Raw genomic sequence first — 11996 nt, 5'->3', positions numbered from 1 at the left:
ACCCGCACTCGCCCCCGCTGACGGGCGGCGCTTTGGGCTGGCATGCCGACTTTGCCGAATTTTGTCCAGTGCGGGGCGCATGACCGAAAGCGGCCGCGCGCGTCATTAATACGACAGTGCGTGCGGGATCGGACGCCGCCCCTGTGAGGCGAACACCGTTGCTGCGGCGCACCGACCCTTGCGGCGGCCTCAGCCGCCGCGTTGCGTGCGCAGATCCGTCACCTCGGCCGTCCGCTGCGGCTCGGCCGCCTCCGCCAGGCTCGCGATCAGTTCGTCGACCTTGTCGGCCGGCACGGCCTGCGAGAAGAAGAAGCCCTGCAGTTCGGTCACGCCGACCAGACGCATGACCGAGGCTTCGGTCTCGCTCTCGACCCCCTCGGCGACGATGTCCATCCCGAGCCCCCGCCCGAGCGTCACCACCGACTGGATGATGGTCATCGCCCGCTTGCGCTCGTGAATGCCGGTGACGAAGGCGCGGTCGATCTTGATCTTGTCGAAGCGGAAGTCGCAGAGATAACGCAGCGACGAATAGCCGGTGCCGAAATCGTCGAGCGCGATCTTGAAGCCGAGCTTGCGCACGGTTTCGAGGATGTGGCGGTTGCGGTCAGTCGACTCCATCATGACGCCTTCGGTGACCTCGAGGATCACGCGGCTCGGATCGACTGTGTATTTCCTGAGCAAGGATTCCAGCAGCTCGACCAAGTCGACGTGGCGGAACTGGACCGGCGACAAGTTGATGGCGACGTCCAGCGTCGGCCAGCGCCGCGCCTCCTGGAAAGCGCGCTCCAACACAAACGCGCCCAGCGCGGGCATCAGCCCCGCCTCTTCCGCGATCGGCACGAACACGGCGGGCGAGATGTCGCCCTTGGTCGGGTGCTTCCAGCGCAGCAGCGCTTCTAGGCCGGTCACTCTGCCGTGAGCGCAGGAGACCACCGGTTGATAGTGCAGGTTGAGCTGCCCCGAAACGAGCGCCGCGTGCAGTTCGAGTTCGACCTCGCGGCGCTGCTCGACTTCGGCCGCCATCTCACTGCTGAACATCATGGCGCGATCACGGCCCTGATTCTTACCCTGGTAGAGCGCGATGTCGGCATGGCGCATCAATTCCTGCGGCGAGGCGCCGTGATCCGGCGCCTGGGCAAGCCCGATCGAGGCGGTCATGCGCACGTGCTGGCCGTGGACGTCGAAGCTCTCCTCGAACGCGGCGCGCAGGCAATCCGCCAGCTCCGCCGCAGCTTCGGGGTTGTTCGAGGCGCGCAGCACGGCGAACTCGTCGCCGCCGAAGCGGGCCAAGAAATCTTGCGGCGTGATGTGCGTCTGCAGCCGGCGGGCCACCGCCATGATGAGCGCGTCGCCGGCGGCGTGCCCCATGGTGTCGTTGACGTCCTTGAAGCGGTCGACATCGATGTACGCGACGACGACACGGCCGTTGTTGCGCGCCTGGATCAGGCCATCGAGCGCTTCCTGCAGGCGTTGGACAAAGTTGTGCCGGTTCGGCAGGCCCGAGAGCGCGTCATGCAGCGCTTGATGGCGCGACTCCACTTCGCGGTCCGCAAGCTCGCTGGAGGCGCGCTTCAGTCTGCCGATCATCAGCCACGTGAGCAGCCCCGCCCCGATGACCCCCAGCGCCACCATCGGCAGAACGAACATAAGCAGCGTCTGGCCTGGCTGTTTGGGCGTCCAGGTCAGATAGCCGACCGGCGCCCCGTCATCCGCCACAAACGCCTCCGACAGCACCGATCCCGACGGATTCGGCGCGGCCGAAAGCGCGAGGTCGGAGATCAGCAATGAGCTGCCGACTTGGGCCATGAAGCCCTGGTCGACACGCACGATGCTGAGCAGCAAGTGCGGTTCGCCATCGAGCAAATTCGCATCGAGGTTGGGCACGATCGAGATCGCCGCCACGACGGCAGGCTCCCCATCCACACTCATGATGTGGCCGGCCCATCGGCCGAAGCTCGCGCCTAGCAGCGCGTCGTAATTGCTCTGGCTCTCGGCGAAGGCTCGGTCGCGCGGGCGCAGATGGCCGTCAGCGCCGCGACGCGCTTCGGCGACGATCTGGTCCAGTACATCGGCGCGCGCGGCGTAGGCCGCCGTGGGATTGGCCCGTTCGCCGCCTACATTGGCGTAAACAGGCCGGTTCTGGCCGTCGACGATCACGATCTCGTCGTGGCCGTAGGTCTCGAAAAAATAGATGCCGACATTGGTTTCGAGCCATTCGGTGGCGACTGGGCGCGCCTGGGCGTTCACCACCGCGTCATCCCACCAGGCGATCGCCTTCTGCTGGTCGAGCACCGAGCTGACGCTGCGGTCGAGCGCGTTTTCCACCAACTGCCGTTCGCGTACCACTGCCGTGCGGTTCGCCGACCAGCCCGCGTACGCAACGATAACCAGCAGCAGCACGCCAAACATGAGCAGCGCAGCGCCGATCATGGCCGTGAGCCGCCTGAGATCGCTCTTGTAATGATCCGCTTTGGTAATGCCGGTGATCATAGTTAACGAGCCACGAATACTAGTTGGTTATCGCAATCTCCTGAAACCTGACACGCGCAGTACAAAAATACTGTTACGTAAATCGCGATTATATTCTAAATCGCGCGCATAAATACTCTGGAAACCGAGACGCGCCTGCGCCTCTCAAGGCCCCAAAAGCATTGTTAATATTGGTAAATAGAACTTAGCGCTTGTGTTCTGGAACTTTACCCTTTATTAGGGAACCTGCGCCTGGGGAAGCATTGCTGGGTCATCGCGGGGACGGGCGCAAATATTGATTAACCACAGCTGGGTGGACCATGTCGCGGTTCGTCGTGAAGACGCGTGCCGATAATCCGGAGCTGCGCAAAGCGGCGATGGCGATTGAACAGGCGGCGTGGAGCGCCCTGGGCTTTCTCAATTTCACCCGCGCGCACTTCGCGTTCTATCAGCAGCTTCTCGACGAGCACGCCGATTGCCAGCTTTGCCTCGTCGACGAGGCGACGGGTTACCCGGTGGCGGTCGGCAACTGCGTCCCGCTCGCTTGCGACTTCGACGATCTTCCGCCGGAAGGTTGGGATTGGATCGTCGAGAGCGCGGCGAATAACAACGGCAAGCGCCGCAACGCGCTTGGCGCGCTGGCGATCTCGGTGCCCAACATTCATCGCGGCAAGGGCGTCGCCCGCCGCATGATCGAGGAATTTCGCAACCTCGCCGAGCGCAAGGGCCTCGACGGAGTGATTGCGCCGGTGCGCCCTTCCGAAAAGCACCGCCATCCGTTCATCTCGATCGACGAATATATCGGCTGGGCGGACGACAAGGGCCGGCTGTTCGATCCCTGGCTGCGCAGCCATTCCGCGGCCGGCGGCAAGCTGATCAAACCGGCCGCGCGCTCGATGGTGGTCGAGGAGCCCGTCGGCTTCTGGGAAATGTGGACTGGGCGTTCGTTCGAGCAGAGCGGTGATTATGCGGTCGATGGCGGCCTAGTTCCCGTCTCCGTCGATCTCGAGCGCGGCGTCGGCCGCTATGTCGAGCCGAACGTCTGGTTCGCTTATCGCGCCGCAGCCTGAAGCCGCGCCGCCGCGGCCATCGCCGGCGTCATGTATTCAGGCATGATCGCAGCCGCGCCGTAGAGGAAGCCTTGGGCGAACTCGCAGCCCATGGCGCGCAGCGCCTCGGCGGTGGCTTCGTCTTCCACGCCTTCGGCCGTGACTTTAAGGCCGAGCGCCTTGCCCAGCCCCACGAGCGCGCCGACGATGGTCGCGTTTTCGCGGTCGGTAAGAATCCGCGCAACGAACGATTGGTCGATCTTCAGTTTGTCGATCGGCAGTTCGCGCAGCAGGAACAGCGATGAATAGCCGGTGCCGAAATCGTCGAGCGCGATTTGCACACCCTGGTTCTTAAGCGACAGCAGCGCCGACTTGGCGCGCGCGACATCGCCGATCATCGCGCTTTCGGTCACTTCGATTTCGAGCCTTTGCGCCGGGAAGCCGGTTTCGCGCAGCGTTCGCAGCACCTTCTCCGGGAACCATTGGTCGCGCACCTGGCTCGGCGAGATGTTCACGGCCAGCACGAATTCCCCCGGCGCGTCGAGCGCCTTGCGGCACGCTTGCGCCAGCAGCGCCCAGAACATCGCGTCGACGAGACCCGCGTCCTCGGCGACTGGAATGAACGACACCGGCGAGATCATGCCGCGGTCGCGGTGCGGCCAGCGCGCCAGCACTTCGAAGCCGGCGAGTTCGCCGGTGTCGAGCCGCACCACGGGCTGAAAATACGGAACGATGTCGCCGTTCGGGATGGCCGTGCGCAGTTCGGTTTCGAGCGCGGCTTTCGATTTGAGTTCTTCGTCGATCGAGGAGTCGAAGAATTTGAACGCGCCCCGCTCCTCTTTCGCGCGCAGCATCGCCGCGTCGCCGCGCTGCAGCAGGTCCGCCGCATCGCGCCCGTCCTCGGGGCAGAGCGCGACGCCGATCGAGGCGCCGACCGTCAGCTTCAAGCCGTTGACCAGGATTGGCGCCGCAAGCTCATGCAGGATGCGGCGCGAGGCGGAGGCGACGCCGTCACGCCCGCCGGGATCTTCGAGCAGGATGGCGAATTCGTCGCCGCCGAGGCGCGCGGCGAAGCTATCGTCGCGGATGCAGCCCTTGAGGCGCGTCGCGATTACTTGCAGCAGCTGGTCGCCGATGGCGTGGCCGTGCACGTCGTTGATCGGCTTGAACCGGTCGAGGTCGATGAACATCAGCGCGAACGCGCTGGCCTCTTCGCCGACTAAGGAGAGGCGCCGTTCGAGTTCCTCCAGGAAGTGGCGGCGATTGGCGAGCCCGGTCAGCGGATCGTGCCGCGCCAGCGTCTGCGCCCGCGCTTCGGCGGCTTCGCGTTCGCTGATCTCGGCCGAGAGCGTTTCGTTGGTCTTGATCAGATCTTGCGTGCGTTCCTGGACGGTGCGTTCGAGATTGTCGCGGATGGCGTCGAGTTCGAGCACGGCTTGGCGGCGGTCGAGCTGCGCCTTCACGCGGGCCGTCAGCACCCGCAGGTCGATGGGCTTGGTGATGTAGTCGTTGGCGCCGCCTTCGAGCGCTTTCGAGACGATATCGCCGTCATCGAGCGCGGTGACCACGATGACGGGGACGTGCTCGGCGTCGAAACGCGCGCGGATACCGGCAAGCGCGTCGGCGCCGGAGCGTTCCGGCATCATCCAATCGAGCAGAACGAGTTCGATCTTGTCGGCTTCGATCGCGTCTTCGATGCCGACGGCGCTTTCGCGCAGCACCACGTCATAGCCGCGCCGCTCCAGGCGCCGGCCCAGCATGTCGCGGTTCTGCGCCTGGTCGTCGACCAGCAGAATACGGCCGAGACGCGCCGATGCGGACGCGCCGTCTTCGCCTTGCGCCGAGGACATTTGCTCCCCTGGCCTCTAAACCCCATACCAGCCATCGAATTTACGATGGGGTGGTTGAGGGGGCGCTAATTCCGGAAGCGCAAAGGAGATTTATTCGTAGCTAACGCGCGCTAACCTTGCCGCGCGTTGACCGCGCCGGTGTACTTCTCGATCAGCGCGACGAGGCCCGCGAAGTCGACAGGCTTGGTCGCGAAGTCGTCGCAGCCCGCTTCCATGCATTCGCGCCGCGCGCTTTCCATTGCGTGCGCGGTCAAGGCCACGATCTTGACCTTGTTCACGTCCGGCGTCTGGCGCAGCACCTTCGTCGCTTCGATGCCGGACATGACGGGCATCGAGATGTCCATCAGGATCAGGTCGGGCGAGCATTGCTTCGCTTTTTCGACGGCTTCGGCGCCGTTCTCGGCGACGTGCACCTCATAGCCGCGCCGTTCGAGCCGGCGTGTCAGCATCTCTCGGTTATCAGGATGGTCTTCGGCAATCAGGATTCGCATGGGCGCCTCTTAAGCAGTCTTCGTCAGGGGGAGAATTGCCGGCGCAGCCGGCGTGGTCGTCTCGGAAACACGTGCGAACCGCAGCGCCGCGGCCGCGAGCACGTCGCGATCGGCGGGCTTCACCAACAGGTCGCGGGCGCCGAGCGACAGCGCGCGCTGGCGGTCGTCGTCGACGGAATGGACGATGATCGGTGTGCCGGCCGTTTCGCATGAGGCCGCCAAACCTTCGATGACGTCCCAGCCGGTGATGTCGGGCAAATTGATGTCGAGCACGATGAGACTCGGCTTCAGCGCCATCGCCAAGCGCAACCCCTCCGCGCCGCTCGAGGCGCCGCGTACGTCGAAGCCGAGACGCGCCAGCGAGCGGGACGCGAGATCGCGGGCGCTCTCCTCGTCATCGATGATGAGCACGATCCGTTCGCCGCCTTCGCCCTCTAGCGCGTCGCTGTCGAAACGCGCCGGCGCCACTGGCGCGGGAAGATGCGCGGGGAAGCGGAGCGTGAACGTCGAGCCCTCGCCCGGCGCGCTGGCGACCGCCACGTCGCCGCCCAGGAGCTGCATCGTCTTGCGGGTGATGGCGAGACCGAGTCCTGTGCCGCCGTAACGTTGCGCGGTGGTCGCGTCAGCCTGCACGAACGCGTTGAACAGGCGCTGCACCTGCTCCGACGTCATGCCGATGCCGCTGTCGCGGACGGCGATCTCGATCCAATCGCCGCCGGCGGCCCGATCGCGCTTGGCGCGAATGGTGATGTCGCCGTTCTGCGTGAATTTCGCGGCATTGGCCAACAGATTGAGGAGGCATTGGTTCAGCTTGAACGAGTCGGTGGAGGCGATGCCGAGCCCGTCAGCGAAATCCAGCACGAGGGCGTTGCCGTTCTTCTCCACGCTCGGCCGCACGATAGCGGCAGCTTCGCCGATCAGCTTGCCGACGTCGAACTCGGAGGCGGCCACGTCCATCCGTCCCGCTTCGATTTTGGAAAGATCGAGAATGTCATTGATGAGATGCAGCAGCTGACGCGCGGCGGTGAGCACGCGTTCGATGTCGGCGACATCGCCGGAGCGGCCGTCGTCCTCCGCCTCCTCCTTGAGGATCTCGGAATAACCGATGATGGCGTTGAGCGGCGTCCGAAGTTCATGGCTCATCGACGCCAGGAACTGCGACTTGGATACGCTCGCGGATTCCGCCGCCTCGCGCGCAGCCCGCAGCGAGGCCATCGTCTCGGTCAGCATCGCATCGCGCACGTCCATCTCGGCGATGATGCGATCGAGACGCTCATGCATTTCGACAAGGTTCACCGCCCCCTCGTCGATCGCTTCGACCGCGCCGACGTCCTCGCCATAGAGTGCGCGCTTGCCCTTCAGCGCTTCTTCGGCGCGCTGCATTGCGGCGATAAAGTCCGCCTCGCGGCGCTTGCGGTCGGTGATGTCTTTCGACAGCATGACGAGCTTGCGCACGACGCCGCTGCGTCCCAACACGCGTACGGCGAAGCACTGCGCCCAGCCGACGCTGCCGTCGCGCTTAATGACGCGGTGTTCGATGCTGCCGACGGCGCCCGCCGCGACATCGTGGAAGTACTGCGCCATCCACGCGTAATCGTCCTTGTGGACGAACGGCACCTGATTTTGATCGAACTGCTCGAACGTGAAGGTTTCGCCGTAGACCGTCGTCGGATCGCCGTGCCAGGAAATCGAGCGCGATTTGTAATCCACCTCCCACACGACGCCGCGGCCCGCCTCCAGCGCGATCTTCAGACGCCGTTCGTTCGACGCCGCGGACGCGCGCGCTTGCACCAGAGAGGTGATCTCGCGTCCATGTGCGAGGACGCCGCAGATCTCGCCGTCATCATTGCGCCAGGGCAGCGCCTGCCACGAGAAGTAGCGCACGCCATCGGCCATGTGCCCCTCGTCTTCGTCGTAGCGCACATGTTCGCCCGTCAGTGCGCGCGCGAAGCCGTCGCGCCAGCGTTCGGGCGACCAGGGGATGACATCTTCGAGCCGGCGGCCCTCCGCGCCGTCGACTCCAAGGCCGAGGCTCATGTTCTTGCTCATCGCCACCACGCGCCCCTCGGTGTCGACGAGGACAGCGGCGAGCGCGTCATGTTCGAAGATCAGCTTCGCCAGCGTTTGCTGCGCGCTGACGTTGCGCGCGCTTTCGCGCAGTGCGCGTTCGGCGTCGGCCGCGCTCACCCGCGCTTGCGTTACGTAGGCCATCAACGCGCCGCCGCCGACCGCGGCGATGATCGCCAGATCCCAGTCCGGCTGGGCCGTCATCGAGGCGATGGCGAGCGGCGCGAGCACGAGTGAGAGCGCCGGCGGCGCAGCGCCGGCCAAGGCGATCGGCAACGCGCCAGAGCCGCCGGGGCTGAAGTGCCTGACAACGCCCGCGACCCACAACACCATCGCCGCCGCCGCGCCGGCCGCTTGACCGTCGAGCCAGAGAGAAGCCGGCAGCACGGCGTAAAATGTCGAGCTTGCGAACGCCCAGAGCGTCAGTCCGGCCAGCGTGGGCCCTTGGATCTTTGCATCGGCGGCGTCGAGACGGCGGTAGAGTTCGGTGTCGAAAATCAGCAGCAGCGACATGATCGCCGCCCAGCCGACCGCGCCCGGCCCCTCCATGATCGCCGCGGCGAGGCCGCCGGTAAGAATGACGAGGGCGATCGAGGCGGGCATCTCGCGCCGTCGCGTCTCGGCCGCGCTTGCGAGCGCCGTTGGCGGCGTGGTGGACATGAACGAGCGGTCTCCGCCGGTCAGAATTCCGGCCGACGCTGCCACCAGGGCGTGAAGATAGACTAAACCATAGAGGGAAGGCCTATGCTTGGCGGCGATTCCATGCCCCGGCGCGCCGACCCCGCCCTGCCCGAACGCCGCCGCGGCCAGATCCTGGACGCGGCGCGCGCCTGTTTTCGGGAGCGGGGCTTCCGCCAGACCACAATCGAGGAAATCTGCGCCGAGGCGCGGATCAGCCCGGGCGCGCTCTATCGTTACTACAATTCTAAAGCCGACATCGTCGCGGCCATTGCGCTCGAGGCCCGGGCCGACGCCGAAGCGGCGCTGGAGCGCCTCGGCGGCGAGGCCAGCCTGATCGATGGGCTCACCGACTTGGCGCGGGCGTTCTTCGAGGCGTTCGACCGCGCCGGCGATGGGGCGTTGTTGTCGGACATTTGGGCCGAGGCTGCCCGTGACTGCTCGCTCGCCGCCGCGCTCGGGGCCAGGGACAGGGTGGCGGTCGGCCGCATCTCCGGCGCGATCGAGCGGGCGCAAGCTGTCGGCTTGGCCTACCCGGCCCTCGAACCGGAGGACGCGGCGCGGACGCTGATGGCGGCGCTGGACGGCTTCGCGCTGCGGCGGGCGCTCTGGCGCGACGCCGGCGCAGGCGAAGCGGCGCGGCGGTTCCGGGCGCTCGCGCTGCAAATTCTCAAGCCAAAACGGTAGTTTAGAGCGCGCGGTGGACGGCGATGATGGCCACGTTGACGAGGAAGCAGGCGACCGAAATCGCGAACAGCCAGGGGAAACCGTGCGTATGAGCGCCGCGCCGGGCCAGCGCCTCCAGCGCGCCGCCGGCGACCACCAGCAGCGCCGAAACCACGAGAATCCAGACCTCGTGGGTATGAAGGAACGCGTGCAGCGGCTCGACGATCCCCGCCAGCGCGGCGATTCCGGAGGTGGCGCCAGATATGGCGGCCGCCAGCATGGCCAGCGCCGGCAAGCCGCAGCACAACGCGTGCAGCCCGACGACGGCGGCATGGGCCAAGTGGGCGCGCTTTCCGGCCTGGGCGCTGTTATGTTGTAACATCGCGCGGTATGTAGCCCAACGGCCGGCGGCGTCAAGCAGTGCGGCGATCGTAACACTCGCTTCGCTATTCGGCGCTTATTAACGCCATCGACGCTTGTCGGCCGAAGCGGATGGGCGCACATACCGTTCGCTGCATCGAGGATGAGGGCAATGCTGTCCGTTCTGGTCGCGATCCGTGATTTCCTGTTGGCGATGGCCCTCGCTTGGGTCGGCATCACCTTGGAGCAGCGCGTCGACACGGCCGACCGCTGCGCGACCGAGGCTTGCGAAGCGTCGCGCGATCGCTGAAACCTCGTCCATCTAGGCGCCAATGATGCGGCGCGCTCTTGAAATGGCCGCACTTCTTTCGTTTCCGTTAAGCGATTAACGCGCGTCAGCTGCGCGCGCTTCAAACTTGGCGGGACGCATTGATGACGAAGACGACGCCTGACACCGGCCGCGCGCGTGAGCCTGGCGCGCTGGCGGGCAAGCTGGCGATTGGCGTGGCGGTGTTCTGGGTGGCGGGCGCCCTCGCCGCCGCCTTCGCGCTGCTCGGCGCCGACGGGATCAGCGTGCTCGCGCCAGTCGAGATGGCCGCGCTCGCCGCCGCCGTGCTGTTGCCGGCGGTGATGGCGTTCTTCTCCGGCCTTGCCGCGCGCGACAGCGCCCGGGCCCGAGCCGAAGCCCGCCGCCTGGCCGATGCGGCCGACCGCCTGCTCAATCCGGAGCGCAGCGCCGAAGACGCCGCACGCCAACTCGCGGTCACAGTGCGCGGCGAGATCAACACGCTCGACAAGGCGCTCGAACAGACGCTGTCGCGGCTGCAGGACGTCGAAGGCCAGATCGCGCGCCAAGCGCAGGCCGTCGACGCGATGGCCCACCAAGCCAAGGCCGGCGCAAGCCAGATGATCACCGGCATGGAGCGCGAGCGCGAAGAGCTGCTGCGCATCTCGCAGGAGCTGACCAGCCAGGCTCAGACGATCGGCAACTCGATCGGCAAGCATACGCACTCGATCTCGGAAGCGGCCAAGCTCGCCGAAGCCGAGGTGCGCGCCGCCGACCAGGCGCTCGATCATCGCCTCACCTCGTTCGGCGCGGCGGCCGCGCTCATCAGCGACCGCACGCACGGCCTCTCTAGCGCAGCCCAAGCCAGCGCCGACTCTGCGCTCCGCCTGGAGCAGGCGCTCTCGAACGCGCTCGACGTGCTGGCGAAGGCCACCAATCTCACCGACGCCGCGCGTCAATCGGCCGAAGCGGCGACGCTCGCGGCCAATTCCACCGCCGGCGCCGTGCGCGAGACCACGCATCGCGCCATCGACGACGCCAAGCGCGCCGCCGACCTGATCCGCGGCGAAGCCGTGAACGTCGAACGCGAGGCGGCGATCGCGCTGGAGCGGTTGCGCGATGCGGCGGAAGCGGCGCGCTCGGCGGCGATCGGCACACGCAGCGCCGTCGAAGACAGCACACCCGAGCCGCGCGTCCGCACGCGCCCGCCGCGCGAGGAAACGTACGACAATTCCTGGCGCGACGAGCATGATCCGCTCGACCAGCCGGCGCCGTCGCGGCAGCGCCGCCCGGCCGCACGCGAGGCGTACGAGGAGCGCGAGCGCCCGCCGGCGCGCAATGTGCGCGCGAACGAGCGCCTCGACCGCAACGCAGCCAACGACTGGACCTGGCGCGAGCTGCTCTCCTCTGTCGAGGACGAAGGCGGCGGCCGTGCGCCGGCGTCTGCACCCGCGCCGCGCCGCGAGGCGGAGGATCCGGTCGCGCATCTGCGCCGCCGCATCGTCGAGCCGCGCCCGGCCGCGCCGTCGCTGCCGATCGTGGAGACGATCGAACATGCGGGGCTCAAGCTCGACACCGTGTTTTCGCCCTCGGGGCTCGAGCGCATCGCCCAGCGGGCGCGTTCGGGCACGCAGGCGCGCCGCCGTGCGGTGTACGAGGCCGCGCCGGAAGCGTCGCGCCAGCTCGCCGAGCATTTCGCGCATGATCCGGTGGCCAATCAGGAAGCGATGCAGTTTCTGCGCAACGAAGGCGCGCGCATCGCCGAGCTGATCGCCCGCGGCCGCGCCTCGATGAACGCGGAGGCGACGCGCGCGTTCTTGCTGATCGATGCGGCGGCGGGGTGATCGCCCGCGCTTCGGCAACTAACTGACTGTCCCCCTCCCTGCGGGCTTCGCCCGCTGTCCCTCCCCCGCTTCGCGGGGCGAGTGAAAGCGATAGGCGTGCGTCATCGTTCGCTCCGAACAAGTGGAGAGCGGGGGACGCGGGTTTGCGCGTCAGAAGAAATGCGCCGTTGGTTCGGCGCTTATGACGCGGAAGCCCGCGTCCCCGCGAGAGTTCTGACATCGGCGCCGTCGCCAGG

Annotated in this window: 9 protein-coding genes; 4 read left to right on the top strand and 5 right to left on the bottom strand. The window is 66.8% G+C overall.

The window, feature by feature from the left end:
• Nucleotides 1-189: 189 nt before the first annotated feature.
• Nucleotides 190-2490 (bottom strand): putative bifunctional diguanylate cyclase/phosphodiesterase, encoded by a 2301-nt coding sequence (locus VEA80_RS12180; protein WP_325061022.1) that lies wholly within the window; start codon nt 2488-2490, stop codon nt 190-192.
• 299 nt (nt 2491-2789) lie between these two features.
• On the opposite strand from VEA80_RS12180, the gene VEA80_RS12175 reads away from it, so the two are divergent.
• On the top strand, nt 2790-3539 hold the full coding sequence (locus VEA80_RS12175) for a hypothetical protein (RefSeq protein WP_325061021.1): 750 nt from the start codon (nt 2790-2792) through the stop codon (nt 3537-3539).
• Here the strand turns inward: VEA80_RS12175 and VEA80_RS12170 are convergent.
• From VEA80_RS12170 to VEA80_RS12160, 3 genes are all read right to left on the bottom strand, one after another.
• The gene (locus tag VEA80_RS12170) at nt 3521-5368 is read right to left on the bottom strand and encodes a putative bifunctional diguanylate cyclase/phosphodiesterase (RefSeq protein ID WP_325061020.1); all 1848 of its coding nucleotides are present in this window, start codon (nt 5366-5368) and stop codon (nt 3521-3523) included. The two genes, VEA80_RS12175 and VEA80_RS12170, sit on opposite strands and share 19 nt — an antisense overlap.
• 110 nt (nt 5369-5478) lie before the next feature.
• Complete coding sequence (locus VEA80_RS12165) at nt 5479-5859, bottom strand: response regulator (protein ID WP_325061019.1); 381 nt, start codon at nt 5857-5859, stop codon at nt 5479-5481.
• A 9-nt stretch (nt 5860-5868) separates the two neighbouring features.
• On the bottom strand, nt 5869-8586 hold the full coding sequence (locus tag VEA80_RS12160) for a PAS domain-containing hybrid sensor histidine kinase/response regulator (RefSeq protein ID WP_325061018.1): 2718 nt from the start codon (nt 8584-8586) through the stop codon (nt 5869-5871).
• A 102-nt stretch (nt 8587-8688) separates the two neighbouring features.
• Here VEA80_RS12160 and VEA80_RS12155 point away from each other — a divergent pair, with 102 nt between their 5' ends.
• On the top strand, nt 8689-9291 hold the full coding sequence (locus VEA80_RS12155) for a helix-turn-helix domain-containing protein (protein WP_325061017.1): 603 nt from the start codon (nt 8689-8691) through the stop codon (nt 9289-9291).
• Between the two features lies 1 nt (nt 9292).
• On the opposite strand, the gene VEA80_RS12150 is transcribed toward VEA80_RS12155, so the two are convergent.
• Complete coding sequence (locus VEA80_RS12150) at nt 9293-9610, bottom strand: hypothetical protein (RefSeq protein ID WP_325061016.1); 318 nt, start codon at nt 9608-9610, stop codon at nt 9293-9295.
• 192 nt (nt 9611-9802) lie between these two features.
• Between VEA80_RS12150 and VEA80_RS12145 the strand changes: the two genes are divergently transcribed.
• Nucleotides 9803-9940, top strand: coding sequence for a hypothetical protein (locus VEA80_RS12145; RefSeq protein ID WP_325061015.1), 138 nt, complete (start codon nt 9803-9805; stop codon nt 9938-9940).
• 122 nt (nt 9941-10062) lie between these two features.
• Nucleotides 10063-11760, top strand: a complete 1698-nt coding sequence (locus tag VEA80_RS12140) for a hypothetical protein (RefSeq protein ID WP_325061014.1) — start codon at nt 10063-10065, stop codon at nt 11758-11760.
• Nucleotides 11761-11996 lie beyond the last annotated feature (236 nt).

The organism is Vitreimonas sp., from assembly GCF_035627415.1.
Taxonomy (GTDB): Bacteria; Pseudomonadota; Alphaproteobacteria; order Caulobacterales; family Aquidulcibacteraceae; genus Vitreimonas.
This window is presented reverse-complemented; position numbering and strand designations above follow the sequence as displayed.